Origin of the sequence: Mycolicibacterium septicum DSM 44393 (assembly GCF_000455325.1) — a bacterium.
Classification (GTDB): Bacteria; Actinomycetota; Actinomycetes; order Mycobacteriales; family Mycobacteriaceae; genus Mycobacterium; species Mycobacterium septicum.
Genome location: NZ_HG322951.1, coordinates 1,816,085 through 1,841,971 on the forward strand (window position 1 = coordinate 1,816,085; position 25,887 = coordinate 1,841,971).

Genomic DNA, 25,887 nt, shown 5'->3' on the forward strand with positions numbered 1-25,887 from the left:
TACGCGTGCCGAATGCGATCGGTGGAATTTACGGTCATCACCATCACCCACCAGGTGAGGAGATAATCGTGATCATCACGAAGGCGCCGCCGGCCCCGACAAACCCGCTGCCCCGCATCGATGCCGTCCGGTCGGTTGGGGGACCGGTCTGGGTGGCCTGGCGAGAGAGCACGCTGACCCGGGCATATGAGCTGGAGACGCTCACCGACTACCTGTCGCAGGCCAGCTCGCGCGACGTCGATGCCGCACTGTCGAAAGCAATCAAGTGTCACCTGAGCGCGGCGAGGGACGCGGCGTCGGGCAAGAAGCCGGAGCTCGGCAAGCGAATCAGGCTGTCGCGCAACGGCCCGCTGCTCGAACGCGCGATGAGCAATCTCGACGCTGCCGAGGCGCAGTTGCTCAACCTGGCACCGACCGAATATCTGGCCGGGCAGCTGCCGTCACTGCTGCGGCACGTGCAGCGTCATCTCCGTTCGACCGACCCTGGCCGGCAGGAGTTCGAGCGGCTGGTGAAGAACCTGTCCGGTGATCGTGAATCGTCGTTGAACAAGGTCGAGGCTGCGCGCGATCAGATCGTGGCAACCGTCCGCGCTGCCAGTTCCGCGGCACTGCGGGAGAACATCCGGCTGCGCAGCTTTCGCAACATCGTGGTCAGCACCACGCTGTTCTTATCGCTGCTGGTTGTGGTTCTGGCGGTGATCGGCTTGCGAAACCCGACGTTGATCCCTATGTGTTTTGCCCCGCAGGGGGTCTCTGAGCAGTCGGTGGTGTGTCCGACCAACGCGTCCGCACCGTTCGTCCCTCTTCGGGCCGGGGAACCGGGCAACGGTGTGGACATCGGCGACGTGGTCGCCGACACCGCCAAACGCACCGACATCATCGTGGTCGAGTTGATCGGACTTGTCGCCGCGGCCATCGCGGCTGCCGCAGCGATCAGCCACGTCCGAGGCTCGTCGGAACGCTACGGCATTCCGGTGGCGCTCGCGGCACTCAAGCTGCCGACCGGAGCGCTGACGGCGTTCCTCGGCCTGCTCCTGATGCGCGGGCAGTTCGTTCCGGGCCTGAATGCGCTGGACACCTCGGCCCAGATCCTGGCCTGGGGTCTGGTGTTCGGCTATGCCCAGCAGCTGTTCACCAGGTTCATCGATCAGCAAGGGCAGACCGTGCTGAACAGTGTGCGTGGCGCCGACACCGTCCCGCCGCCGCAGGTCCGCAAGGCGGAGACCTGAACAGACATTACAAGTATTGTGCGGTTGTCGTGAATTTGTAACACTGGGTGCATGGCCACGCACGTCGTCACCAATCAGGTCCCCACGCTGGAGGACTACAACCCCGCCACCTCCCCGGTGCTCGCCGAGGCCCTCATCCGCGAAGGCGGACAGTGGGGCGTCGACGAGGTGCACGAACTCGGCGCGATCAACGGCAGCGCCAAGGCTCAGCGCTGGGGGGAACTGGCCGACCGCAACCGCCCGGTGCTGCACACCCATGACCGCTACGGGTTCCGGGTGGACGAGGTCGAATACGACCCGGCCTACCACGAGCTGATGAATGTGGCCGTCACCCACGGTCTGCACGGTGCCCCGTGGGCCGACGACCGCGAGGGCTCCCACGTCGTGCGTGCCGCCAAGACCTCGGTGTGGACCGTCGAACCCGGGCACGTCTGCCCGATTTCGATGACTTACGCCGTCGTGCCCGCGCTGCGGTTCAACCCGGAGCTGGCCGCGATCTACGAGCCGCTGCTGACCAGCCGGGTCTACGACCCCGAGCTCAAGCTCGCCACGACGAAAGCCGGTATCACCGCGGGCATGTCGATGACCGAGAAGCAGGGCGGCTCCGACGTTCGCGCCGGCACCACCGAAGCCACTCCCAACGGCGACGGCACCTACTCGCTGCGCGGCCACAAGTGGTTCACCTCGGCCCCGATGTGCGACATCTTCCTGGTGCTCGCCCAGGCGCCGGGCGGTCTGAGCTGTTTCTTCCTGCCGCGCATCCTGCCCGACGGCAGCCGCAACCGGATGTTCCTGCAGCGGCTCAAGGACAAGCTGGGCAACCACGCCAATGCCTCGAGCGAGGTCGAGTACGACGGCGCCACCGCCTGGCTGGTGGGCGAGGAGGGTCGCGGCGTGCCGACCATCATCGAGATGGTCAACCTCACCCGGCTCGACTGCACGCTGGGCAGCGCCACGAGCATGCGCAGCGGCCTGACCCGTGCCGTGCACCACGCCCAGCACAGAAAGGCGTTCGGCGCCTATCTGATCGATCAGCCGTTGATGCGCAACGTGCTCGCCGACCTGGCCGTGGAGGCCGAGGCGGCGACCATGCTGGCGATGCGGATGGCCGGTGCCACCGACAAGGCGGTCCGAGGTGACGAGCGCGAGGCACTGCTGCGCCGCATCGGGCTGGCCGCCGGCAAGTACTGGGTCTGCAAGCGGGCCACCCCGCATGCAGCCGAGGCGATGGAATGCCTGGGCGGCAACGGCTACGTCGAGGACTCGGGCATGCCCCGGCTGTACCGGGAGGCCCCGCTGATGGGTATCTGGGAAGGCTCGGGCAACGTCAGCGCGCTGGACACCTTGCGCGCCATGGCAACCCGGCCGGAGAGCATCGAGGTGCTCTTCGACGAACTCTCCAGGACCGCCGGGCAGGACCCGCGGCTGGGCCGCCACGTCACCACGCTGCAGAACGATCTGCAGGATCTGGAGACCATCACCTACCGGGGCCGCAAGGTCGCAGAGGACATCTCGCTGGCGCTGCAGGGCGCGCTGCTGGTGCGTCACGGACACCCGGCCGTGGCCGAGGCGTTCCTGGCCAGCAGGCTCGGCGGGCAGTGGGGCCAGGCCTTCGGCACCCTGCCGACCGGGCTGGATCTGGCGCCGATCCTCGAGCGTGCCCTGGTCAAGGCTCCGCACGCGAGGAGGACAGACAACGTATGACGGTCGACACGCTGAAGACGATGACCTACGAGGTCACCGATCGGATAGCGCGAATCACCTTCAACCGCCCCGAAAAAGGCAACTCGATCGTCGCGGACACCCCGCTGGAGCTGCAGGCCCTGGTCGAGCGGGCCGACCTGGACCCGAACGTGCACGTGATCCTGGTGTCCGGCCGTGGTGAGGGTTTCTGCGCCGGATTCGATCTGTCGGCCTACGCCGACGGGACCGGCGAGGCCGGGGGCGCCCGCTACGACGGGACCGTGCTGTCGGGGAAAACGCAGGCCGTCAACCATCTTCCGGACCAACCGTGGGATCCGATGGTCGACTATCAGATGATGAGCCGCTTCGTGCGCGGCTTCTCCAGCCTGATGCACGCCGACAAGCCGACCGTGGTCAAGATTCACGGCTACTGCGTGGCCGGTGGCACCGACATCGCGCTGCACGCCGACCAGGTGATCGCCGCCTCCGACGCGAAGATCGGCTACCCGCCCATGCGGGTGTGGGGCGTTCCGGCCGCCGGCCTGTGGGCGCACCGGTTGGGCGATCAACGCGCCAAACGGCTTCTGTTCACCGGGGATTGCATCACCGGTGCGAAGGCCGCCGAATGGGGCCTGGCCGTCGAGGCGCCCGAACCGGAAGACCTCGACGAGCGCACCGAGCGCCTCGTCGCACGCATCGCCGCCATGCCCGTCAACCAGCTCATCATGGCCAAGCTGGCCTGCAACTCCGCGCTGCTGCAGCAGGGGGTGGCGACCAGTCGGATGGTGAGCACGGTGTTCGACGGCATCGCGCGGCACACTCCCGAAGGGCACGCCTTCGTGGCCGACGCAGTCGAACACGGCTTCCGCGAAGCGGTGCGCCATCGCGACGAGCCGATGGGCGACCACGGGCGCAGGTCTTCTGAGGTCTGACATGCCCGCGCTCACTCGGATGACGGCCCGGTCGGTGGTGCTGAGCGTGTTGCTCGGTGCCCACCCGGCCTGGGCCAGTGCCGCCGAACTGGTCAGGCTGACAGCCGATTTCGACATCAAGGAACCAACCCTGCGGGTGGCGTTGACCCGCATGGTCGGCGCCGGTGACCTGATCCGTTCGGAGGACGGCTACCGGCTGTCGGACCGCCTGCTGAACCGCCAGCGGCGCCAGGACGACGCGATCGACCCGAAACTGCGGGACTACGACGGGCAGTGGCAGGCACTGGTCATCACCAGTGTGGGCACCGACGCCCGCACCCGCGCTTCGCTGCGGAATGCCCTGCAGCAGTATCGGTTCGGCGAGCTGCGCGAGGGTGTGTGGATGCGCCCGGACAATTTGGACCAGGTGCTGCCCCAGGAGATCACCGGCCGGGTGCGGCTGCTGCATGCCAGGGACGAGGATCCGGCCGGCCTGGCCGCCACGCTGTGGGATCTGCCCGGCTGGCGGCGCACGGGCGAGCAGCTACTGGAGGAGATGGCCGCCGCGACCGACGTTCCGGGCCGGTTCGTCGCGGCCGCGGGGATCGTGCGTCACCTGCTGGCGGACCCGGTGCTGCCGGACGGGTTGCTGTCGGGCGAGTGGCCGGGTGCTGAACTGCGTAAGGCGTACAACGACTTTGCCGCCGAACTGGTCGTGCGGCGTGACCGTACCGAACTGATGGAGGCGACGTGACCGAATCTGTCCGGGTCGAACGCAACGGACCGGTGACCACGGTCATCATCGACCGGCCGCATGCCCGCAACGCGGTCGACGGCCCCACTGCCGCGGCGCTGTACGCGGCGTTCGAGCAATTCGACGCCGACGAGGATGCCGCCGTCGCGGTGCTGACCGGTGCCGGTGGAACATTCTGCGCCGGAGCAGATCTCAAGGCATTCGGCACGCCGGAGATGAACCGGCTGGACCCCGCCGGGCCGGGACCCATGGGGCCGAGCCGCATGGCGTTGTCCAAGCCCGTGATCGCTGCGATCGGCGGCCATGCGGTGGCCGGCGGGTTGGAACTGGCGTTGTGGTGTGACCTGCGCGTGGTCGAGGAAGACGCCGTGCTGGGGGTGTTCTGCCGCCGCTGGGGAGTGCCACTGATCGACGGTGGCACCGTGCGGCTGCCCCGGCTGATCGGGCAGGGCCGCGCCATGGACCTGATCCTGACCGGGCGCGCCGTCGACGCGGCCGAAGCCCACGCGATCGGCCTGGCCAACCGGGTGGTACCCACAGGGCAAGCCCGCGTCGCGGCAGAGGAACTGGCCGGCGAACTGTCCCGGTTGCCTCAACAGTGTCTGCGGGCCGACCGCCTGTCAGCGCTGCACCAGTGGGGTGAATCCGAGCAGGCGGCAATGGAATTCGAATTCGCCAGCGTCGCCCGCGTCGCGGAAGAGGCCGCCCATGGCGCCGGTCGGTTCGCCGCCGGAGCGGGCCGGCACGGCGCCAGCGCCGATTAGCCCTTGTTGACCTTGTTGTTGCTGCCGGTGTTGGTGACCTTCGGGTCACCCGCCGCATAGGTGACGGTGTTGTTCAGCCCGATGATCGTCAGGCCCTTGTCGATCCGCTCGAAGGTGATCTTGTTGTCGGATCCGCCGATGTTCACATTGGCGCAGGTGCCCTTGACCGTCAGCGTGTTGTTGGTGCCACCGACAGTGAGCGACTTGCCGTCGGCGCAGTCGATGTCGGTCGTGGTGCCGACCGACATGTAGTTGATGGTGTTGCCGACTTCGACGTTGACCCCGGACTGTCCCGCGGTGGCGCTCGGGGTGGTGGTGTCCGAACTTTCGGAACCACAGGCCGCGAGGGTGAACGCCGCGGCGGCGGCGCCGATCCCGAGGATCAACTGGGTGTGGGGGAAACGGGTGAACACGGTAAGTCTCTGCTTTCTGCCTCGGGCGTTGATCAGGCGGGGACGCGACTGATCTGGTTGGTCATCCCCAGTTCACGGCCACGGTCGACGAGTATCGGATCACCGTTCTTGAAGAACACGGTCTGGTTGGAGCCGTACACGGTGACGTCGTTGATGACGTTGTCCGCGACGATCACGTTTGACGACCCCTGCACGGCAACCGCCCAACAGGTGCCCAACGCGGTGATCCGGATATCGGTTCCATTGACGATCAGCGTGGCGTTGTTGCAGTCAATGGTTTGTTCGATGCCCTGGCCGGTGATCGTGGTGTCACCGTTCTTGGCTGCGGCGCCGGGCGCACCGACGGTGAGCGCCAGCGGCAATGCGAGCGTGCCGGCCGCCAGCCCGACAATCATCCTCCGGCCCACAGCTGTCCAATTCACGGTGAATTCCCCTTCCGATCCGCTGCCGAGAAGAGTACGTGGCGCACTTCTCGTCGCGGTAAGTGTTGACCAGTTTGACGGGCGTTCGCCGACAGGTCGCGTGCTGTGTCGGTGCTGGGTACCGTGTTCAGCAATGCGTCGGTGTGTTGTTCAGGCTGCTGCCGTGGCGGTCACAGCCGTGGTGACCGTCGCGGGGTGTTCGCACACCATCGACGGGGCTGCCCAGCGCGCGTCGGCCGATACCGCCGATCCCGACCGCAGTTTCGGATACGTCGACGACCGGTGCGGGCTGCTCGTCGACAGCACGATCCAGGAGATCCTGGCCGCCGACAACGTGGTGCGCCCGTACAGCGGTGCGGTCTGCCAGTACGTGCTGTCGCGCAAGACCCAGCCCGGTGCCGAGCCGAATGCGGGCTCGCCCGCGATGCTCGACGTGATCTTCTCCTGGTTCGAGAAGGGCTCGCTGGAGCGCGAGCGGGCGGTGGCGCGCAGCCGGGATGCGCAGATCACCGACGTCGTGGTCGAGCGGCACCAGGCGTTCGTGGCGCGCCGCGACGTGACGGGCGCGGCCTGCTCGGCGACCGCGTCGGCCGGGTCGGGCGTGATCAGTTGGTGGGTGCAGTTCCGCGGTGCGGGTGCAGCCGGGCAAGCCACCAAGGGCGATCCGTGCCAGGACGCGAAGAAGCTGCTGTCGGCCACGCTTCAATCGGAACTCTGACCGTGGCGCACCGCTACCTCGCAGTGAGGTGTCTGACCGGCGTCGCAGCCGCTGCGGCGCTGCTGACGGCGTGTGGATCGACGGACGCCCCGCCGGCACCGGAGTCGGCTCCCGTCGGCGGCGGTTTTCACGGCGCGGATTGCAACGGTGTCACCGACGCCGACATCGCCGATGCCGTCGGCTCCTCGATGTTCACCAAGGCCGTGGTCAGCGATACCGGGTGTTTCTGGCAGGAGAACTCGGTGCTTGGCACCTTCGGCGCCGGGATGGGCATCTCCACCTGGTGGTACCGGGGGAGTGACATGGACACCGAGCGGACCCTGGAGACCCGCGCCGGACGCACCCTCACCGAACTGTCCATCGACGGCAATCAGGGATTCCGCGCCGCGGACGCGAATGTGTGCAGTATCTATGTGGCCAAGGGTGAGGATGTGATCACCTGGTCGATTCAGACGATGAACCCGGCCACGCTGCCCGATCTGTGTCAGGTCACCGAGAAACTCGCCCGGCTCAGTCAGGGCCGGATGAACTGATCTGCGCTGTCAGAGGGGCTACAGTTTCACGGCGACCCCATCGGGGGACGTCAATCACTTCGACTCGAAGGCAGTGCACAAATGTCAGCTCGGCCGGAGCCACAGGTGGCCGGCGCCCGACGTTCCCAGTCGCGGCCGGCTCGGACCACCAAGCTCAGCCGTGACGCCATCGTCAACGCCGCGCTGACGTTCCTGGACCGCGAGGGCTGGGATGCCCTGACCATCAATGCTCTGGCCGGCCAGCTCGGCACCAAGGGCCCGTCGCTCTACAACCATGTGCAGAGCCTTGACGATCTGCGTCGCACAGTCCGGATGCGGGTGATCGACGACATCATCGAGATGCTCAACACCGTGGGTTCCGGCCGCACCCGTGACGATGCGGTCGCGGTGATGGCAAGCGCCTACCGCAGCTACGCCCATCACCATCCCGGTCGCTACTCGGCGTTCACCCGGATGCCTTTCGGCGGAGACGATCCCGAGTACTCGGCAGCCACCAGGGCGGCGGCCGGTCCGGTCATCGAAGTGCTGACTTCCTATGGGTTGCAGGGCGAGGATGCCTTCTATGCCGCACTGCAGTTCTGGTCGGCTTTGCACGGCTTCGTCCTGCTCGAAATGACGGGTGTGATGGACGACATCGACACCGATGCGGTGTTCACCGATATGCTGCGACGACTGGCCGCAGGTATGGGGCAACGAGAGTCGTAGCGTCTGACCTGGGATTAGGTTCTCGTTAGCGGGTTTGGTTCGGCACGGCCAGCCCTGGTATCGTGGTAGATCGTGCCTGGCCGGAAGGCGCATGCGGCTGAGTGTTTCGCAAGCGTGCCCGCACGCCGGGCCAATTTGCATGTCTAACACGCATCGGAATTCCACCGGTGTAAGCACGTGCGACACGCCCGGACGCGGGGTACGCGGCCGGGGGATAACTGCAGTACAGAGACTTAGAACAGCAAAAAAGAGCAGAGCAACACAGAGAAAGCCGGTACATGCCAACCATCAACCAGCTGGTCCGCAAGGGTCGCCGCGACAAGGTCGCGAAGGTCAAGACCGCGGCCCTCAAGGGCAGCCCGCAGCGCCGTGGCGTGTGCACCCGCGTGTACACCACCACCCCGAAGAAGCCGAACTCGGCGCTTCGCAAGGTCGCCCGCGTGAAGCTGACCAGCGGCGTTGAGGTCACCGCTTACATCCCCGGTGAGGGCCACAACCTGCAGGAGCACTCGATGGTGCTGGTGCGCGGTGGTCGTGTGAAGGACCTCCCCGGTGTCCGTTACAAGATCATCCGCGGATCGCTCGACACCCAGGGTGTCAAGAACCGCAAGCAGGCCCGTAGCCGCTACGGCGCCAAGAAGGAGAAGAGCTGATGCCGCGCAAGGGTCCCGCGCCGAAGCGTCCGTTGGTCAACGATCCGGTCTACGGGTCGCAGCTGGTCACCCAGCTGGTCAACAAGGTTCTGCTGGACGGCAAGAAGTCACTCGCCGAGCGCATTGTCTACGGTGCGCTGGAGCAGGCTCGCGACAAGACCGGCACCGACCCGGTCGTCACCCTCAAGCGCGCGCTCGACAACGTCAAGCCCGCCCTCGAGGTGCGTAGCCGCCGCGTCGGTGGTGCCACCTACCAGGTTCCGGTCGAGGTCCGCCCCGATCGTTCCACCACCCTGGCCCTGCGCTGGCTGGTCAGCTTCTCCAAGGCTCGTCGCGAGAAGACCATGATCGAGCGCCTCGCCAACGAGATCCTGGACGCCAGCAACGGCCTGGGTGCCGCTGTGAAGCGTCGTGAGGACACTCACAAGATGGCCGAAGCGAACCGGGCTTTCGCGCACTACCGCTGGTGATACCCGCGCCCGGCATCCAGCGTCGGGTGCCGGTACGCGCGCAATCGAACACCTAATCAAGCAAGCGAAAGAGTTGGGAAGACTTCCGTGGCACAGGACGTGCTGACAGACCTGAACAAGGTCCGCAACATCGGCATCATGGCGCACATCGACGCCGGCAAGACGACGACGACCGAGCGCATCCTTTATTACACCGGCGTCAACTACAAGATCGGTGAGACGCACGACGGTGCCTCCACCACCGACTGGATGGAGCAGGAGCAGGAGCGTGGTATCACCATCACCTCCGCAGCCGTCACCTGCTTCTGGAACAACAACCAGATCAACATCATCGACACCCCCGGGCACGTCGACTTCACCGTTGAGGTGGAGCGCAGCCTGCGCGTGCTCGACGGTGCCGTTGCCGTCTTCGACGGCAAGGAGGGTGTTGAGCCGCAGTCCGAGCAGGTGTGGCGTCAGGCCGACAAGTACGACGTGCCCCGGATCTGCTTCGTCAACAAGATGGACAAGCTCGGTGCGGACTTCTACTTCACCGTGCAGACCATCAAGGACCGCCTCGGCGCCAAGCCGCTGGTGATCCAGTTGCCGATCGGTGCCGAGAACGACTTCGAGGGCATCATCGACCTGGTCGAGATGAACGCCAAGGTGTGGCGTGGCGAGACCAAGCTCGGTGAGAGCTACGAGACCGTCGAGATCCCCGCGGATCTCGCCGACAAGGCCGCCGAGTACCGCAGCGAGCTGATGGACACCGTCGCCGAAACCGACGAGGCGCTTCTGGAGAAGTACCTCGGCGGCGAAGAGCTCACGATCGATGAGATCAAGGGCGCGATCCGCAAGCTGACCGTGAACAGCGAGCTGTACCCGGTGCTGTGTGGCAGCGCGTTCAAGAACAAGGGTGTTCAGCCCATGCTGGACGCCGTTATCGACTACCTCCCCTCGCCGCTGGATGTCGAGTCCGTCAAGGGCCACGTCCCCGGCAAGGAGGACGAAGAGGTTCTGCGTAAGCCGTCGACCGACGAGCCGTTCGCCGCGCTGGCATTCAAGATCGCCGTGCACCCCTTCTTCGGCAAGCTCACCTACGTCCGCGTGTACTCGGGCAAGGTCGAGTCCGGTGCCCAGGTCATCAACGCGACCAAGGGCAAGAAGGAGCGTCTGGGCAAGCTGTTCCAGATGCACGCCAACAAGGAGAACCCGGTCGAGTCGGCCTCCGCTGGTCACATCTACGCCGTGATCGGTCTGAAGGACACCACCACCGGTGACACCCTGTGCGATCCGAACCAGCAGGTCGTGCTGGAGTCGATGACCTTCCCCGATCCGGTGATCGAGGTGGCCATCGAGCCCAAGACCAAGAGTGACCAGGAGAAGCTGGGCACCGCGATCCAGAAGCTCGCCGAAGAGGACCCGACCTTCAAGGTGCACCTGGACCAGGAGACCGGCCAGACCGTCATCGGCGGTATGGGCGAGCTGCACCTGGACATCCTGGTGGACCGCATGCGTCGCGAGTTCAAGGTCGAGGCCAATGTCGGTAAGCCCCAGGTGGCCTACCGCGAGACCATCCGCCGCAAGGTGGAGAAGGTCGAGTTCACCCACAAGAAGCAGACGGGTGGCTCCGGCCAGTTCGCGAAGGTGCTCATCGACCTCGAGCCGTTCATCGGCGAGGACGGTGCCACCTACGAGTTCGAGAACAAGGTCACCGGTGGCCGCATCCCGCGCGAGTACATCCCGTCGGTGGATGCCGGTGCGCAGGACGCGATGCAGTACGGCGTGCTGGCCGGCTACCCGCTGGTGAACCTGAAAGTGACGCTGCTCGACGGCGCCTACCACGAGGTCGACTCCTCGGAAATGGCGTTCAAGGTGGCGGGTTCGCAGGTGCTGAAGAAGGCCGCGCAGGCGGCCCAGCCGGTCATCCTGGAGCCCATCATGGCTGTCGAGGTCACGACGCCCGAGGATTACATGGGTGAAGTGATCGGCGACCTGAACTCCCGCCGTGGTCAGATCCAGGCCATGGAGGAGCGCAGCGGTGCGCGTGTCGTCAAGGCACAGGTGCCGCTGTCGGAGATGTTCGGCTACGTGGGCGACCTTCGGTCGAAGACCCAGGGCCGGGCGAACTACTCCATGGTGTTCGACTCGTACGCCGAAGTTCCGGCGAACGTGGCGAAGGAAATCATCGCGAAGGCGACGGGTCAGTAAGCTCGTCGCGGCAGTTGTCGCGACACACAACTGAACACATCAACACTGCTTTTAGGAAAAGCACCAACAAGTCCAGGAGGACACCACAGTGGCGAAGGCGAAGTTCGAGCGGACGAAGCCGCACGTCAACATCGGGACCATCGGTCACGTTGACCACGGCAAGACGACGCTTACTGCAGCAATCACCAAGGTTCTGCACGACAAGTACCCCGAGTTGAACGAGTCGCGCGCATTCGACCAGATCGACAATGCGCCTGAGGAGCGTCAGCGCGGCATCACGATCAACATCTCCCACGTGGAGTACCAGACCGAAAAGCGGCACTACGCCCACGTGGACGCCCCCGGTCACGCCGACTACATCAAGAACATGATCACCGGTGCCGCCCAGATGGACGGCGCGATCCTGGTGGTCGCCGCGACCGATGGCCCGATGCCGCAGACCCGCGAGCACGTGCTGCTGGCCCGCCAGGTGGGTGTGCCCTACATCCTGGTGGCGCTGAACAAGTCGGACGCCGTGGACGACGAGGAGCTCATCGAGCTCGTCGAGATGGAGGTCCGCGAACTGCTGGCCGCTCAGGACTTCGACGAGGATGCCCCGGTTATCCGGGTCTCCGCGCTGAAGGCGCTTGAGGGTGACCCGAAGTGGGTCAAGTCGGTTGAGGACCTGATGGACGCGGTCGACGAGTCGATCCCGGATCCGGTTCGCGAGACCGACAAGCCGTTCCTGATGCCCGTCGAGGACGTCTTCACCATCACCGGTCGTGGCACCGTGGTGACCGGTCGCGTCGAGCGTGGCGTGATCAACGTCAACGAAGAGGTCGAGATCGTCGGCATCAAGCCGACCACGACCAAGACCACCGTCACCGGTGTGGAAATGTTCCGCAAGCTGCTCGACCAGGGCCAGGCCGGCGACAACGTCGGTCTGCTGGTTCGTGGCATCAAGCGCGAGGACGTCGAGCGTGGCCAGGTTGTGGTCAAGCCCGGCACCACCACCCCGCACACCGAGTTCGAGGGCAGCGTCTACATCCTGTCCAAGGACGAGGGCGGCCGCCACACGCCGTTCTTCAACAACTACCGCCCGCAGTTCTACTTCCGTACCACGGACGTGACCGGCGTGGTTACCCTGCCCGAGGGCACCGAGATGGTGATGCCCGGTGACAACACCGACATCTCCGTCAAGCTGATCCAGCCCGTCGCCATGGACGAGGGCCTGCGCTTCGCGATCCGCGAGGGCGGCCGTACCGTCGGCGCCGGCCGGGTCACCAAGATCAACAAGTAATTGTGATCTGACCTAGCACTGCGAGAGCGGCGCTCACCTTCGGGTGAGCGCCGCTTTTGTTTTCCGGCCAGCGGTGCGCGCCGACGGACACGAGCGTGGCGTGCGCGCGGATGATAGTTTGGCTGAGGCGACGTCGTTGACTCCGCAACGTTCGGGACCATTGATCGTTACGGGGCGAGCTATAGATGGACGTTGATGTGACAGAACCGATTCCGGTGTCAGCACCGCTGGCCGAGCGGATCCGGAGCCAATTGAGTCCGTCCCGAGTCGTCGCGGGGGTGTCCACGACGGTCGCGGTCGCCGCTGTCGGTGCACTGGTGTGGGTGGTCGGACAGGAGCCGGAAACACCTGCGATCGAGAATCCGAAGCCGGCGGCGGCCGCCTTGTCGGCACCTGCCCCACACGCGCAACCGGTAGCCGCCCATTCCGCACCGTCAGTGATTCCGGACGTGCTGCCTCCCGTGACGCCTGCGCCCAAACCGCGGGAACGGCCTGCGTCTGCGTTGCCGGCCACCGGCGGGTCCAGTTGGAGTCCTGCCATCGCGAGCCGTTCCGAGCCTTTCGTTCCGTCGTTGCCCGAGGCGCCGGCAGAGGTGCCCAGCATTTCCTGGCCGCAGTTCGACGCCGGAGCCATGCAGCCGCCATGGTCGGCTTTGATCGACACGAACGCACAGAACACCGCGGGCGCCATCGCCTCTTCGGTCTCCGGCGGTGTCGGTGGCATCGGCGGCGGCGCACTGGACTTCCTGGGCGCCGTCATCACCGCTGCCAGTTATGGCAATCAGAACGGCGGGTTGCCGTCGCCGGATGGATTGGCAGCGCTGATGCTGGGGCCCACCGCGGCTGCGAGCTTGCCGGCCCTGCCGCCTCCGCCGCAGTTCGACTTCTCGAAGCTGCCGCCTCCGCCGCAGTTCGACTTCTCCAAGTTGCCGCCTCCGCCGCAGTTCGACTTCTCGAAGCTGCCGCCTCCACCCCAGTTGCCGCCGCCGCCTCCGCCGCCGTCGTTCGACAACCCGCTCACCCACCTGCCGAGCATCACCAAGGCGGTCGGCCTGCCGTTCTGACCGGCCTGCACCCTGGTGCTCTGGTTACCGTTGGTGGCTGATGTAACGCACGTGGCCCGTGAGGCGATGCACCCCACATAGGTAAAGGGTATGGGGGTCCGGTGATGTTTCGACGGATAAGTGCACTGGTAGGCGCGGGTGCGGTCGCCGGTGCGGCACTGATCAGCTTGGCAACAGGCCCGGCACAGGCAGCGCCAGGCTGCCCCGACGTGCACTGGATCGGTGTCGCGGGTTCGGGAGAGCGTGACGATCCGAGTGTCGACGCCGGCATGGGCCGCGTGGTCTACAACTCCCTGAGCGACCTGTCCAGGTGGGTGCAGCAAGACGGCCGAACAATGACCGCAGAGGCCGTGGTCTACCCCGCGGCGCCGGTACCGGCCGACGGAGACCTGCTGGGCTGGGGCGGCTTCATGAGCAGTGTCGACGCCGGGGTGGCGGCGCTGGGCAACCAGTACGCGGCCTTCACCCAGCAGTGCCCGGCCAGCGAGGTCGTGCTGGCCGGCTATTCGCAGGGTGCGATGGTGGTCCACCGCAATCTGACGGCGTTGTCGGCGAGCCCGAACCTGGCCGCCGCCCTGTTGGTCGCCGACGGTGACCGGTTGCCCGCCGACCCCACGGTCAATCTGGGCACCGCGACGGCGTTGCCCGGAACCGGTAAGGGCGTCGCGCAGGACTGGCCGATCCTGGCTCACGCTCCGGCCGCGCTGCCGGTGTCGGTCGGCAGTCGCACGATCAGCGTGTGCGATCGCGGCGATGCGGTCTGCGACTACGACGAGGACGCCGACGAGGTCACCGCCACCGCGATCGCCGTGCACACCAGTTATGCCCGGTCGGCCAGTGGGGGATACCGGTGGACCTGGCCGTTGTACCGGATGCTCGGCCCGTCACCGATGCAGCAGCAGGTGGTGCCGACGGGTGGCTCGGCGGATGGAGTCGTTCACTCCTGATTTGAGCGGTCTCGGGCGTTAATCTGATGGCGCCCAACCGACGACAGGAGCCTGCGATGTCCACATTCTGGCGGTACGTGCGCATTCAGTCCTTCGTACTGTTGTGTGGCATCGTCGGTCCGATCTTCCTGACCATCTACTTCGTCAGCGGCGGTGATCCGATGATGAAGTGGATGTTCTGGGTGGGTCTGTTGATCACCGCGATCGATGTCCTGATCGCGCTGGGGCTCACCGCGGCCGGGACGAAGTCGGCGGCGCAGAACGAGAAGCTCGAACAGGTCGGGGTGCTGGCACTGGCCCAGGTCACCGGCATTCACGAGACCAACACCCGCATCAACGAGCAGCCGCTGGTGAAGCTGGATCTGCAGATCTCGGGGCCGGGCATCGCGCCGTTCGCGAGCCAGGACCGGGTGCTCGCCTCGGTGTCGCGGCTGCCGATGATCACCAACCGCAAGTTGGTCGCCCTGGTGGACCCGACCACCAACGAATACCGGATCGATTGGGAGAGAAGCAGTCTGGTCAGCGGTCTGATGCCTGCGACGTTCACCATCGCCGAGGACAACAAGACCTACGACCTCACCGGACAGTCGGGCCCGCTGATGGAGATCCTGCAGATCCTCAAGGCACACGGCATCGGTATCGACAACATGATCGACCTGCGGGCCAATCCCGCGGTCCGCGAACAGGTCCAGGCGGTGGTTCGGCGCGCGGCGACATACTCTTCGCGCGAGCGCTCATCGGCGGCACAACAGGCGCCTACCACGTCGGTGGCGGCATCGGAACCGGGCGCGCCGTCGGCACCGTTTCTGGCACCGCCCGCGCCGTCGACCGCGCAACGCCTTCAGGAACTGGAGACGCTGCGTGCGACGGGTGCAATCAGCGAAGACGAGTACACGGCGAAGCGACAGCAGATCATCGCCGATCTCTGAATGCGTTCTGGATGAACCCGGTTGGCACGTTTGCCGTCTGCCTTCCGCGAGTTCACCAGCCGTTTGCTGACCGTGTTTTATGGTTACACCGGATTCACGATCGTCCAGGCTCCGTCCAACAGACAGCGAAAGACGAGATATGACAACGGCTGAACCGAAGACCGGTGAGGTGAGCGAGAAGGTCAGCCTGCCGACCCTGACCGCGATGGTGGTCGGATCGATGGTCGGCTCGGGGGTGTTTCTGCTGCCCCGCCGGTTCGGCGCGGAGTCCGGGGTGCTGGGCGCGATCATCGCCTGGGCCATCGCCGGTACGGGAATGCTGATGCTGGCGTTCGTATTCCAGCGGCTGGCCACCCGCAAGCCCGAACTGGACGCCGGAATCTTCGCGTACGCCAAGGCCGGGTTCGGCGACTACGTCGGCTTCAACTCGGCGTTCGGATTCTGGGCATCGGCGTGCGCGGGCAACGCGTCGTACTGGGTGCTCATCATGGCCACCACCAGCGCGTTGTTCCCGCAGCTGGGCGATGGCAGCACCGTGCTCGCGGTGTTGGTCTCCTCGGTGGGCGTGTGGCTGTTCTGCTACCTGATTCTGCGCGGCGTCAAGGAAGCGGCGGTGATCAATCGGATTGCGACGGTTGCCAAGGTCGTTCCGATCCTGGTGTTCATCGTGATCGCACTCGTCGCGTTCAAGGCCGGGGTGTTCGCCGACAACTTCTGGGGCGGTTGGAAAGCCGAGGGCGGTCCGTCGGCCTCGGTGTTCGAACAGGCCAAGGGCACGATGCTCATCACGGTGTTCGTGTTCATGGGCATCGAGGGAGCCAGCGTGTATTCGCGATACGCGAAGAAGCGCGAGGACGTCGGCCGGGCGACGGTCATCGGATTCCTGTCTGTGCTCGCGGTTTTCGCCTTGGTCACCTTGGTGTCCTACGGCGTCCTGCCGCAGTCCGAACTCGCCACCGTCAACCAGCCGTCAATGGCCTCGGTGCTCGAATCCATTGTCGGTCCGTGGGGTTCGGTGTTCATCCGGGTGGGTGTCGTGCTCTCGGTGTTGGGGGCATACCTGGCCTGGACTCTGATGGCTGCCGAGATTCTCTACATCCCGGCGAAATCCGCGGACATGCCACGCTTCCTGGCCCGGACTAACAGCCACGGTGCGCCGGTGACGGCCCTGGTGATGGCAGGCGGCCTGGTGCAGCTGCTGCTCATCCTGCTGCTCTTCACCTCCGAGGCACTGGATTTCATGCTGGACCTCACCGCGGCTCTGGCTCTGATTCCCTACTTCTTGGCGGCCGGCTACGCACTGAAACTGGTGCTGACCCGCGAGACGTACGAGGACCGCAAACCTCTGCTCGCCGACGGTGTGGTGGCGGGGCTGGCCACGTTCTACACGCTGTTCCTGGTGTACGCGGCCGGGTTCGATCACCTTCTGTTGTCCTGCATCCTGTACGCGGCCGGTGCCGTCCTGTATGTGATGGCCCGCCGCGAGCGCAGCCTGCGGGTGTTCTCGGCGCCGGAGGCGGTGCTGTTCGTGGTCATCCTGCTCGGCGCGGTGGCCGGAATCGCGGGTCTGATCACCGGTCAGATTCAGATCTAGTGCCACCCATCGGGAAAGGAAGATGATGCCGAATCCGTCCGCCACGTATGGCGTGCACTCCGAGGTCGGGAAGCTGCACAAGGTGTTGGTGTGCTCGCCGGGGCTGGCCCATGAACGGCTCACCCCGACCAACTGCGACGACCTGTTGTTCGACGATGTGTTGTGGGTGCAGAACGCGCGCCGCGACCACTTCGACTTCATGGACAAGATGCGCGACCGTGGGGTCGAGGTCGTCGAACTGCACAACCTGCTGACCGAGACGATCGAGATCCCCGAGGCCAAGGCGTGGCTGCTGGACCGCAAGATCGTGGCCAACGAGGTCGGCGTCGGGCTGGTCGACGACACCCGCGGGTTCCTGGACTCTCTTCCCGAACGCCGGCTCACCGAATTCCTCATCGGTGGACTGTCCACCCGGGATCTGCCCGCCGAGGTCCGCTCCGGGTACCTGGCCCTGGCCCGCGAGGACACCGGCGTCAACGAGTATCTGATGCCGCCGCTGCCCAACACGCTCTACACCCGCGACACCACCTGCTGGATCTACGGCGGACTGACGCTCAACCCGTTGTTCTGGCCGGCTCGGCATGACGAAACCTTGTTGATGAAGGCGATCTACCAGTTCCATCCCGACTACGTGGGTTCGACGGTGTGGTGGGGCGACCCGGAGAAGTCCTGGGGCCAAGCCACTCTCGAGGGCGGTGATGTGCTGATTCCGGGCAAGGGCGTGGTGCTGATCGGCATGAGCGAGCGTTCCTCGCGGCAGGCCATCACCCAGGTCGCCGCCGAACTGTTCGCCGGCGGTGCGGCCGAGAAGGTGATCGTCGCCGGCATGCCCAAGCTGCGTTCCGCGATGCACCTGGACACGGTGTTCACCTTCGCCGACCGCGATGTGGTGACCATCTACCCCGAGATCGTCAACAGCATCGTCGCGTTCACCCTGCTGCCCAGCGATACCGAGCCAGGTGTCGAGGTGGTACCGGAATCCAAACCGTTCATCGACGTGGTCGCGGCCGCGCTGGGCCTGCCGAAGCTCCGGGTCGTCGAGACCGGCGGCACCGCCTACGACTCGGAACGTCAGCAGTGGGACAGCGGCAACAACCTGGTCGCTGTAGAACCGGGGGTGGTGTTCGCCTACGACCGCAACACCCACACCAACTCCCTGCTGCGCAGGGCGGGCGTAGAGGTGATCACGATCGTCGGTGCCGAGCTGGGTCGCGGCCGAGGTGGCGGGCACTGCATGACCTGCCCGATCATCCGTGATCCCATTGAGTGGTAGGAGTCCAGGAACACGTTCTACTTCTGCTGTTAGCCTGTGGCCAGACTCACTGAAAGGACCCTGGCATGGCTGCAGGTAACGCAACACTGGAAGGCCGGGTGGCATTCGTCACCGGCGCTGCACGCGGCCAGGGGCGCGCGCACGCGGTGCGGTTGGCCAACGAGGGTGCCGACATCATCGCGATCGATGTCTGCCGGCCCGTCGACGGCTCGATCACCTACCCGGCCGCGACATCGGAGGATCTGGCAGAGACGGTCGCGGCCGTGGAGGCCGCGGGCCGCAAGGTGCTCGCTCGCGAGGTCGACATCCGCGATCTGGCCGCCCAGCAGCAGGTGGTCGCCGACGGCGTCGAGCAGTTCGGCCGGCTCGACATCGTGGTCGCCAATGCCGGGGTGCTCAGCTGGGGACGGCTGTTCGAGATGTCACCCGAGCAGTTCGACACCATCATCGACGTCAACCTGAACGGCACCTGGCGGACCATCCGGGCCGCGGTGCCCGCCATGATCGAGGCCGGCAACGGCGGCTCGATCATCATCGTCAGCTCCTCGGCCGGGCTCAAGGCCACGCCGGGCAACGGCCACTACTCCGCCTCGAAGCACGGGCTGGTCGCGTTGACCAACGCTCTGGCACTTGAGGTGGGGGAGTTCGGAATTCGGGTCAACTCGATCCATCCGTACTCGATCGACACTCCGATGATCGAACCGGAGGCGATGGCCGAGATCTTCTCCAAGTACCCGAGCTACCTGCACAGTTTCGCCCCGATGCCGTATCACAAGGTGACCGACGGCAAGAACGAGGGACTCGCGGCGTTCATGGCGCCCGAGGAGGTCGCCGACGTCGTGGCATTCCTGGCCGGTGACAACTCGGCCACCCTGTCGGGCAGCCAGATCGCCGTCGACCGGGGTGTGCTCAAGTACTGACGGTTCCGGAGCGGTCAGCCCGGGAGGACGAGAACCGGAACCGGGCTGTGCCGCAGGATCTTCGATCCGTGTGAGCCCAGGAACACCCGGGCGACCGCGCCGCCCGGCGAGGTTCCGATCGCCAGGATCTCGCCCTCGAGCCAGTCGATGGCATCGAGTGCTTCGCTCCAGTCGTTGCCGGTGACGACCAGCAGCTCCACGCCGTCGCCGATGATCTTCTCGTCCTTCAACCGGGTCAGCGCCTGCTGGGCCTGTTTCGCCCACTCCTGCAGGATCGCGTCCTCGGCGTGCAGCCCGACGGTCGGCGGGTACATGTTGCGTCCCCGGACCGCGAAGGTGACCACGCGCAGGGGGGTATCCAGTCTTCGGCTCAGGTCGGTCACCTGCTGGACGACGGCCACCGCTTCGGGGGAGCCCGGGTAGGCACAGGTGATGCGTGCCAGCGCACCGGATTTCGGCCTGCGGTAGCCGTGCGGGCTGATCGCCAGCGGAACCGGGCAGGAGTGAAGCAGCCGATCCGCGGTCGACCCCACCACCACCTGGCCCAATTGGCCGTCCGATGCCGAGCCGAGGACGAGCACCTCGGCGCCGAGCTCGTCAACGGCGTTCAACAGACCGCCGGATACCGAGCGGTGCGCGAATTTGTGGAAGCTGACGTCGAGGCGATCGTCGAGTGCGGACACGTGCTGCCGAGCCTGTTCGGCCGACGATGCTGCCAACTGTGCTGCGTACTCGGCATATTCGGCGTCGACGCGGGCCGGTGACGGGTTCAGCCACGGACGCGGGACGACGGTGGCCACCGCCAGCGAGGTGTTCAGGGTGCGGGCCGCACCGACCGCGAGGTGCAGTGCCGATGCCCCGCCCTTTCCGGCCAGATACCCGACGACGACGGTCATCGGGTCTCCTCGGCGCCGGGGGTGGTCATCACGTCGTCCTCCCCGGCTGCCGCACCGGGGATGTATCCGTCGCCGCCGTCGTTGAGGGCACTGTGGTGCCGGCTCCACAAGAGATAGAACGCGAGGACGAGCGCGACCCAGATGCTGAACCACAGCCAGGTGATGTGCGGCAGGCCGTAGAGAACGAACAGGCAGGCCAGCACGGACAGGACCGGCGTCACCGGGTAGCCGGGAACCTTGAAGGACCGGGGCAGGTCCGGCTCCCGCACCCGCAGGAGGATCACGCCGATGGACACCACGATGAACGCCACCAGCGTGCCGATCGAGACCAGATCCCACAGGTAGTCCAACGGCACGAATCCGGCCAGGGTGCCGGTGACCGCCGCGACGACGATGGTGTTGTTCACCGGAGTCATGGTGCGCGGGTTCACCTTTGCGAACATCGGCGGCAGCAGGCCGTCGCGGCCCATGGCGAACAGGATGCGGGTCTGGCCGTACATCACCACCAGGGTCACCGAGAAGATCGAGATCACCGCGCCGAAAGCGAGGATGCTGCTGGCCCACGTCTGCCCGTGCAGGATGTTGGTGAGCATCACCGACAGTCCGGCTTCGGACTGTTCGTCGGAACCGAATTCGTCGGCGGATTGGGTGCCCAGGCCGGCGAACGCGACCAGGATGTAGATGCTGGTGACGACCACCAGGGCGCCGAGGATCGCCCGCGGCATGGTCTTCTGCGGGTTCTTCACCTCGTCGCCGGCGGTGGACACCGCGTCCAGGCCGATGAACGTGAAGAAGATGGTGCTGGCGGCGGCGGTGATCCCGGCGAATCCCTTGTCCCAGAAGCCGGCGAAATGGTCGGTGGTGAATGCGGTGAACGCGATGGCCACGAACATGCCGAGCACGGCGAGCTTGAGGATCACCATGACGGTGTTGACCGCCGCGGACTCGCTGGCACCGCGGATCAGCAGCAGGGCGCACATGATGATCAGGACGGTCGCGGGAAGGTTGATCAGGCCGGGGTTGTCGCCCCACGGTGCCGCGGACAGGGCGTGCGGCAACCGCCAACCGAACCAGTTGTCCAGCAGCTGATTGAGGTAGCCGCTCCAGCCGATCGCGGTCGCCGACATCGATACGCCGTACTCCAGCAGCAGGCAGGCTGCGACGCCCATCGCGATGAATTCGCCCATCGTGGTGTAGGCGTAGGAGTAGGTGGAGCCCGAAACCGGCACGGCCGCCGCCATTTCGGCGTAGCAGATCGCCGACAACCCGGCGGCGACACCGGCCACCACGAACGACACCAGCACTGCGGGACCGGCTTTGGGGACGGCCTGCTGCAGCACGATGAAGATGCCGGTACCGACCGTCGCGCCGACGCCGAACAGGGTCAGCTGGAACGTGCCGATACTTCGTCGGAGGTGGTCGGAGGCGCCGTGTGCGACCGGAGCACCGAGAACGGGCCTCCGTCGCAACATCTGGCCGGTCAAGCTGTTGGCTGGGGCGGACATGGTGCCTCCTTGGTGCCGATCAACCGATTATCGGCGCGCCTCGGTCAGGGTGTCAGCGAATTGGTCAACGGCCCAGTCGAGCTCGTCGGCGGTCACCACCAGGGGCGGGGCGAACCGCAGGGTCGAGCCGTGGGTGTCCTTGACCAGCACACCGCGTTCGGCCAGCGCGAGGCCGAACTGCTTGCCGGTACCCAGATCCGGGTCGATGTCCACCCCGGCCCACAGGCCCATGCCTCGCACGGCGGTCACCCCGTGCCCGACCAACCCGGTGAGCCGGCTGTGCAGGTGTTCCCCGAGTTCGGTTGACCGGAGCTGGAATTCGCCACGGCGCAACATGCCGACGACCGTGGTGCCGATCGCCGTGGCCAGCGGATTGCCGCCGAAGGTGGAGCCGTGTTCGCCGGGGTGCAGCACGCCGAGTACGTCGCGGTCGGCCACCACCGCGGACAGCGGTACCACGCCACCGCCCAGGGCCTTGCCGAGCAGGTACACGTCGGGAACCACATCCCAGTGATCGCAGGCGAAGGTGCGTCCGGTGCGGGCCAGGCCGGACTGGATCTCGTCGGCGATCATCAGCACGTTGTTGCGGGTGCAGATCTCGCGAACCCGGGGCAGGAAGTCGTCGGGCGGGACGATGATGCCCGCCTCACCCTGGATCGGCTCGATCAGTACCGCAGCGGTGTTCGCGTCGATCGCATCGGCGAGGGCCCGGTGGTCGCCGAACGGCACCGAGCGGAACCCGGGTGTGTAGGGGCCGAAGCCCCGGCGCGCGGACTCGTCATCGGAGAAGCTGATGATCGTGGTGGTGCGACCATGGAAGTTGTTGTGCGCCACGACGATGTTCGTTTCGCCGGCGGGCACGCCCTTGACGTCGGCTCCCCATTTGCGGGCCACCTTGATGCCGCTCTCGACAGCCTCGGCGCCGCTGTTCATCGGAAGCACCATGTCTTTGCCGCACAATTCGGACAATGCCTGCGCGAACGGACCGAGCCGGTCGGAGTGGAAGGCGCGGCTCACCAGGGTCAGGCGGTCCAGCTGGGCGTGCGCGGCCGCGATGATCTCGGGATTGCGGTGGCCGAAGTTGACGGCCGAATAGGCGGCCAGGCAATCGAGGTAGCGCCGGCCGGTCACATCGGTGATCCACGCCCCCTCGGCGGTTTCGGCGACGACCGGCAGCGGTGAGTAGTTGTGGGCGACATGGCGATCGTCGAGTGCGATCGCCGATGCGGTCGCGGAATCCGGGGTGGCCTGATTGTCCACACTGTCCAGCATGGTCATGGATGCCGCTCCAGGGTGCAGCATTTGACGGATCCGCCGCCTTTGAGGAGCTCGGACAGATCGACACCGATCGGCTCGAATCCGGCCCGGCGCAGTTGGCCCGCGAACCCGGTGGCGGCCGCGGGCATCACGACGTGCCTGCCGTCGGACACCACGTTGAGACCGAGGACATAGGCGTCGGCCGAGCCCACTTCGATGGCGTCGCCGAACAGTTCGCCGATACGCCGGCGGGCGTCGTCACTGAAGGCCGGGGGATAGTAGGCGATCGTCGAGTCGTCGAGCACGGCCAGTGCGGTGTCGAGGTGATAGAAGCGCGGGTCGACGAGTTCCAGGCTGGTCACGTCCAGACCGGTGATGGTCGCGATCTCGTCGTGGGCGCGCCGGTCGGTGCGAAAACCGTATCCGGCCAACAGGTTCTACCCGACGAGCAGCAGGTCGCCCTGGCCTTCGTTGACGTGCTCGGTGCGGGCCGTCCGATAGCCGGCCGCCGCCATCCACTCGGCGTAGGCATCGGCCTCGCCGGCCCGCTGCGGGAAGGCGAAGCGGGCCACCACTGCGGTGTCCCCGACCAGGAAACCGCCGTTGGCGGCATAGACCATGTCGGGAAGTCCGTCGAGCGGTGTCACCAGGTCGACGCTGTGGCCGAGTTCGGCGTACACCCGGCGCAGCGTGTCCCACTGGGTCAGTGCGAGTGCGGTGTCCACGGGCGTGGAGGTGTCCATCCACGGGTTGATGGCGTATTCGACGGTGAAGTATTCGGGAGCGGTCATGGCGTAGTGGCGGTTGGTCGGGGTCCGTGTCGGCGCTACCGCGCCGCCGGTTTGAGGCACGGTGCCGTGCACGACTTCGTCGAAAATCGTCATGAATCGACGATATGAAGTGCCAACGGCGCAATCAATCGCTTCTTGTTGCGTGATATGTAGGGATATATTGCAGAAATCGTCAGCTGACGATGGTTTGTTGCGTGGAGGTCGATGTGGAGCGCCTGGACGACACCGACGAGCGGATTCTGGCCGAACTCACCCAGCACGCCAGGGCGACATTCGCCGAGATCGGGCAACGGGTGAATCTGTCGGCGCCCGCGGTCAAGAGGCGGGTGGACCGCATGGTCGCCGACGGGGTGATCCGCGGCTTCACCACTGTTGTCGACCGCAATGTGCTGGGCTGGAGCACCGAGGCATATGTGCAGGTGTTCTGCCAGGGCACCATCGCGCCGGATCAGTTGCGCGCAGCCTGGATCGACATCCCGGAGGTGGTCAGTGCCGCTACGGTGACCGGTACTGCCGACGCCATCCTGCACGTGCTGGCGCGCGACATGCGCCACCTCGAGGAGGCCCTGGAACGCATCCGCTCGACAGCTCGGATCGAGCGCAGCGAGAGCATCGTGGTGCTCACCAATGTCATAGACCGGGGCCGGTCGTGACACCGCGCACGCGAGGAGCAAAATCGGCGGTGGGTCACCGGCCTGCGCAAACGTAGGGTGCCCTACAACGCTTAACCCCGATCGTGTAAAAACCCCACGTGACTACTTCTACGGGATCAGCGGCGGGCATCGTCATCGTCGGCGGTGGCTTGGCTGCGGCCCGGACGGCCGAACAGCTGCGCCGGTCGGAGTACGCCGGGCCCATCACGATCGTCAGCGACGAGGACCATCTGCCCTACGATCGGCCGCCGCTTTCCAAGGAAGTGCTGCGCGCCGAGACCGACGACGTCACGCTCAAGCCGGCCGAGTTCTACGCCGAGAACGACATCACGCTGCGGCTCGGCTCTGCCGCGCGATCGGTGGACACCGCCGCCAAGACGTTGAAGCTCGCCGACGGCACCGACGTGGCCTACGACGAGCTCGTCATCGCCACCGGACTGGTGCCCAAGCGCATCCGGTCCTTCGGCGATCTGGCCGGCATCCATGTGCTGCGGTCCTACGACGAGAGCATGGCCCTGCGCGAACACGCCGGCAAGGCCCAGCGCGCCGTGGTGGTCGGAGCGGGCTTCATCGGCTGCGAGGTGGCCGCGAGCCTGCGCAAGCTGGGTGTCGAGGTGTCGCTTGTGGAGCCTCAGCCGACACCGCTGGCCTCGGTGCTTGGCGAGCAGATCGGCGCCCTGGTGACCCGGCTGCACCAGGCCGAAGGCGTCGACGTGCGCTGCGGTGTCGGGGTGTCCGAGGTACGCGGCGCCGACAAGGTCGAGCAGGTGGTGCTCGGTGACGGCACCGAGCTCGACGCCGATCTCGTGGTGGTCGGCATCGGTTCGCACCCGGCGATCGAGTGGCTCGAGGGCAGCGGGATCGAGCTCGACAACGGCGTGGTGTGCGACGAGGTCGGCCGGTCCAGTGCCGCGGGCGTGTGGGCCATCGGAGATGTCGCGTCGTGGCGCGATCACGTGGGTGATCAAGCGCGCGTTGAGCATTGGAGCAACGTCGCCGATCAGGCGCGCGCCATGGTGCCGGCGATCCTGGGCCAGGAGGCCTCACCTGTCGTTTCGGTGCCGTACTTCTGGAGCGATCAGTACGACGTCAAGATCCAGTGCCTGGGCGAGCCCGAGGCCGACGACGTCGTGCACGTGGTCGAGGACGACGGCCGTAAGTTCCTGGCCTTCTACGAGCGCGACGGTGTCGTGGTCGGTGTGGTCGGCGGCGGCATGCCCGGCAAGGTGATGAAGGCCCGCGGCAAGATCGCCGCAGGCGCCCCCATCTCCGACGTCCTGGGCTGACTCTCTTTGCGATTTGTGCACCTGCCGTAACGCCAGGCGTTACCGCAG

At 66.2% G+C, this 25,887-nt stretch carries 25 protein-coding genes and 1 pseudogene; 20 read left to right on the top strand and 6 right to left on the bottom strand.

Annotated elements, in window-relative coordinates; all coding sequences use genetic code 11:
- Positions 1-68 precede the first annotated feature (68 nt).
- The 5 genes from TX88_RS08490 to TX88_RS08510 are packed head-to-tail and all read left to right on the top strand — an operon-like array spanning position 69 to position 5,341.
- Complete coding sequence (locus TX88_RS08490; protein WP_084621987.1) at positions 69-1,229, top strand: hypothetical protein; 1,161 nt, start codon at positions 69-71, stop codon at positions 1,227-1,229.
- 51 nt (positions 1,230-1,280) lie between these two features.
- Positions 1,281-2,933 (top strand): acyl-CoA dehydrogenase family protein, encoded by a 1,653-nt coding sequence (locus TX88_RS08495; RefSeq protein WP_044516043.1) that lies wholly within the window; start codon positions 1,281-1,283, stop codon positions 2,931-2,933.
- A complete protein-coding gene (locus TX88_RS08500) occupies positions 2,930-3,844 on the top strand; it encodes a crotonase/enoyl-CoA hydratase family protein (protein ID WP_044516045.1) in 915 nt (304 codons plus the stop codon). The genes TX88_RS08495 and TX88_RS08500 overlap by 4 nt, the downstream gene beginning before the upstream one ends.
- A 1-nt stretch (position 3,845) precedes the next feature.
- Positions 3,846-4,577: a PaaX family transcriptional regulator C-terminal domain-containing protein gene (locus tag TX88_RS08505; RefSeq protein ID WP_044516046.1), complete on the top strand. Its 732-nt coding sequence runs from the start codon at positions 3,846-3,848 to the stop codon at positions 4,575-4,577.
- Entirely contained in the window at positions 4,574-5,341 is a 768-nt protein-coding gene (locus TX88_RS08510) for a crotonase/enoyl-CoA hydratase family protein (protein ID WP_044516048.1), read from the top strand. The genes TX88_RS08505 and TX88_RS08510 overlap by 4 nt, the downstream gene beginning before the upstream one ends.
- Here TX88_RS08510 and TX88_RS08515 read toward each other — a convergent pair.
- Together TX88_RS08515 and TX88_RS08520 are read right to left on the bottom strand one after the other, a co-directional pair.
- Positions 5,338-5,754, bottom strand: a complete 417-nt coding sequence (locus TX88_RS08515) for a DUF3060 domain-containing protein (RefSeq protein WP_044516050.1) — start codon at positions 5,752-5,754, stop codon at positions 5,338-5,340. The two genes, TX88_RS08510 and TX88_RS08515, sit on opposite strands and share 4 nt — an antisense overlap.
- A gap of 32 nt (positions 5,755-5,786) precedes the next feature.
- Positions 5,787-6,176 carry a DUF3060 domain-containing protein gene (locus tag TX88_RS08520; protein ID WP_409365857.1) on the bottom strand — a complete coding sequence of 130 codons (390 nt, stop codon included), beginning with the start codon at positions 6,174-6,176 and terminating at the stop codon, positions 5,787-5,789.
- Between the two features lie 133 nt (positions 6,177-6,309).
- Here TX88_RS08520 and TX88_RS08525 point away from each other — a divergent pair, with 133 nt between their 5' ends.
- The 13 genes from TX88_RS08525 to TX88_RS08585 all read left to right on the top strand — a co-directional run bounded on the left by TX88_RS08525 (position 6,310) and on the right by TX88_RS08585 (position 19,451).
- On the top strand, positions 6,310-6,894 hold the full coding sequence (locus TX88_RS08525; RefSeq protein WP_044516053.1) for a DUF3558 domain-containing protein: 585 nt from the start codon (positions 6,310-6,312) through the stop codon (positions 6,892-6,894).
- 2 nt (positions 6,895-6,896) lie between these two features.
- Positions 6,897-7,427, top strand: coding sequence for a DUF3558 domain-containing protein (locus TX88_RS08530; protein ID WP_044516055.1), 531 nt, complete (start codon positions 6,897-6,899; stop codon positions 7,425-7,427).
- 81 nt (positions 7,428-7,508) lie between these two features.
- Positions 7,509-8,132: a TetR/AcrR family transcriptional regulator gene (locus tag TX88_RS08535; RefSeq protein ID WP_044516056.1), complete on the top strand. Its 624-nt coding sequence runs from the start codon at positions 7,509-7,511 to the stop codon at positions 8,130-8,132.
- A 278-nt stretch (positions 8,133-8,410) separates the two neighbouring features.
- On the top strand, positions 8,411-8,785 hold the full coding sequence (gene rpsL, locus TX88_RS08540; RefSeq protein WP_003881867.1) for a 30S ribosomal protein S12: 375 nt from the start codon (positions 8,411-8,413) through the stop codon (positions 8,783-8,785).
- Complete coding sequence (gene rpsG, locus TX88_RS08545; RefSeq protein WP_003881868.1) at positions 8,785-9,255, top strand: 30S ribosomal protein S7; 471 nt, start codon at positions 8,785-8,787, stop codon at positions 9,253-9,255. Before rpsL ends, rpsG begins: the two co-directional genes overlap by 1 nt.
- 87 nt (positions 9,256-9,342) lie before the next feature.
- The gene (gene fusA / locus TX88_RS08550; RefSeq protein WP_044516058.1) at positions 9,343-11,445 is read left to right on the top strand and encodes an elongation factor G; all 2,103 of its coding nucleotides are present in this window, start codon (positions 9,343-9,345) and stop codon (positions 11,443-11,445) included.
- 88 nt (positions 11,446-11,533) lie between these two features.
- On the top strand, positions 11,534-12,724 hold the full coding sequence (gene tuf / locus TX88_RS08555; protein WP_044516060.1) for an elongation factor Tu: 1,191 nt from the start codon (positions 11,534-11,536) through the stop codon (positions 12,722-12,724).
- Positions 12,725-12,921: 197 nt separating this feature from the next.
- Positions 12,922-13,788 (top strand): hypothetical protein, encoded by an 867-nt coding sequence (locus TX88_RS08560; protein WP_244438534.1) that lies wholly within the window; start codon positions 12,922-12,924, stop codon positions 13,786-13,788.
- A gap of 104 nt (positions 13,789-13,892) precedes the next feature.
- The gene (locus tag TX88_RS08565; protein WP_044516062.1) at positions 13,893-14,735 is read left to right on the top strand and encodes a cutinase family protein; all 843 of its coding nucleotides are present in this window, start codon (positions 13,893-13,895) and stop codon (positions 14,733-14,735) included.
- Positions 14,736-14,791: 56 nt separating this feature from the next.
- Positions 14,792-15,664, top strand: a complete 873-nt coding sequence (locus tag TX88_RS08570) for an SHOCT domain-containing protein (protein ID WP_044516064.1) — start codon at positions 14,792-14,794, stop codon at positions 15,662-15,664.
- 139 nt (positions 15,665-15,803) lie between these two features.
- Positions 15,804-17,258, top strand: coding sequence for a basic amino acid/polyamine antiporter (locus TX88_RS08575; protein ID WP_044516065.1), 1,455 nt, complete (start codon positions 15,804-15,806; stop codon positions 17,256-17,258).
- A 25-nt stretch (positions 17,259-17,283) separates the two neighbouring features.
- A complete protein-coding gene (locus tag TX88_RS08580; protein ID WP_044519217.1) occupies positions 17,284-18,531 on the top strand; it encodes an arginine deiminase in 1,248 nt (415 codons plus the stop codon).
- A 65-nt stretch (positions 18,532-18,596) separates the two neighbouring features.
- A complete protein-coding gene (locus TX88_RS08585; protein ID WP_044516067.1) occupies positions 18,597-19,451 on the top strand; it encodes a mycofactocin-coupled SDR family oxidoreductase in 855 nt (284 codons plus the stop codon).
- 14 nt (positions 19,452-19,465) lie between these two features.
- On the opposite strand, the gene TX88_RS08590 is transcribed toward TX88_RS08585, so the two are convergent.
- From TX88_RS08590 to ddaH, 4 genes and pseudogenes are all read right to left on the bottom strand, one after another.
- A complete protein-coding gene (locus TX88_RS08590; RefSeq protein ID WP_044516068.1) occupies positions 19,466-20,347 on the bottom strand; it encodes a universal stress protein in 882 nt (293 codons plus the stop codon).
- Positions 20,344-21,852, bottom strand: a complete 1,509-nt coding sequence (locus TX88_RS08595) for an amino acid permease (RefSeq protein ID WP_044516070.1) — start codon at positions 21,850-21,852, stop codon at positions 20,344-20,346. Before TX88_RS08595 ends, TX88_RS08590 begins: the two co-directional genes overlap by 4 nt.
- Before the next feature lie 27 nt (positions 21,853-21,879).
- Positions 21,880-23,130 (bottom strand): ornithine--oxo-acid transaminase, encoded by a 1,251-nt coding sequence (gene rocD / locus TX88_RS08600; RefSeq protein WP_044516072.1) that lies wholly within the window; start codon positions 23,128-23,130, stop codon positions 21,880-21,882.
- Positions 23,127-23,900 (bottom strand): annotated as a pseudogene (gene ddaH, locus TX88_RS08605) (dimethylargininase). The gene rocD and the pseudogene ddaH overlap by 4 nt, the downstream one beginning before the upstream one ends.
- A 206-nt stretch (positions 23,901-24,106) precedes the next feature.
- On the opposite strand from ddaH, the gene TX88_RS08610 reads away from it, so the two are divergent.
- Positions 24,107-24,553: an Rv2324 family transcriptional regulator gene (locus TX88_RS08610; protein WP_044519218.1), complete on the top strand. Its 447-nt coding sequence runs from the start codon at positions 24,107-24,109 to the stop codon at positions 24,551-24,553.
- 98 nt (positions 24,554-24,651) lie between these two features.
- Positions 24,652-25,839, top strand: a complete 1,188-nt coding sequence (locus tag TX88_RS08615; protein WP_044516074.1) for an NAD(P)/FAD-dependent oxidoreductase — start codon at positions 24,652-24,654, stop codon at positions 25,837-25,839.
- Positions 25,840-25,887 lie beyond the last annotated feature (48 nt).

Bases quoted from the DNA above. Each gene is read 5' to 3' on its own strand.
- TX88_RS08595 (WP_044516070.1), bottom strand. From the start codon at position 21,852: ATGTCCGCCCCAGCCAACAGCTTGACCGGCCAGATGTTGCGACGGAGG.
- TX88_RS08535 (WP_044516056.1), top strand. From the start codon at position 7,509: ATGTCAGCTCGGCCGGAGCCACAGGTGGCCGGCGCCCGACGTTCCCAG.
- TX88_RS08585 (WP_044516067.1), top strand. From the start codon at position 18,597: ATGGCTGCAGGTAACGCAACACTGGAAGGCCGGGTGGCATTCGTCACC.
- TX88_RS08505 (WP_044516046.1), top strand. From the start codon at position 3,846: ATGCCCGCGCTCACTCGGATGACGGCCCGGTCGGTGGTGCTGAGCGTG.
- TX88_RS08525 (WP_044516053.1), top strand. From the start codon at position 6,310: ATGCGTCGGTGTGTTGTTCAGGCTGCTGCCGTGGCGGTCACAGCCGTG.
- TX88_RS08580 (WP_044519217.1), top strand. From the start codon at position 17,284: ATGCCGAATCCGTCCGCCACGTATGGCGTGCACTCCGAGGTCGGGAAG.
- TX88_RS08495 (WP_044516043.1), top strand. From the start codon at position 1,281: ATGGCCACGCACGTCGTCACCAATCAGGTCCCCACGCTGGAGGACTAC.
- TX88_RS08570 (WP_044516064.1), top strand. From the start codon at position 14,792: ATGTCCACATTCTGGCGGTACGTGCGCATTCAGTCCTTCGTACTGTTG.
- rpsG (WP_003881868.1), top strand. From the start codon at position 8,785: ATGCCGCGCAAGGGTCCCGCGCCGAAGCGTCCGTTGGTCAACGATCCG.
- TX88_RS08590 (WP_044516068.1), bottom strand. From the start codon at position 20,347: ATGACCGTCGTCGTCGGGTATCTGGCCGGAAAGGGCGGGGCATCGGCA.
- TX88_RS08575 (WP_044516065.1), top strand. From the start codon at position 15,804: ATGACAACGGCTGAACCGAAGACCGGTGAGGTGAGCGAGAAGGTCAGC.
- rpsL (WP_003881867.1), top strand. From the start codon at position 8,411: ATGCCAACCATCAACCAGCTGGTCCGCAAGGGTCGCCGCGACAAGGTC.
- TX88_RS08500 (WP_044516045.1), top strand. From the start codon at position 2,930: ATGACGGTCGACACGCTGAAGACGATGACCTACGAGGTCACCGATCGG.
- TX88_RS08565 (WP_044516062.1), top strand. From the start codon at position 13,893: ATGTTTCGACGGATAAGTGCACTGGTAGGCGCGGGTGCGGTCGCCGGT.
- rocD (WP_044516072.1), bottom strand. From the start codon at position 23,130: ATGACCATGCTGGACAGTGTGGACAATCAGGCCACCCCGGATTCCGCG.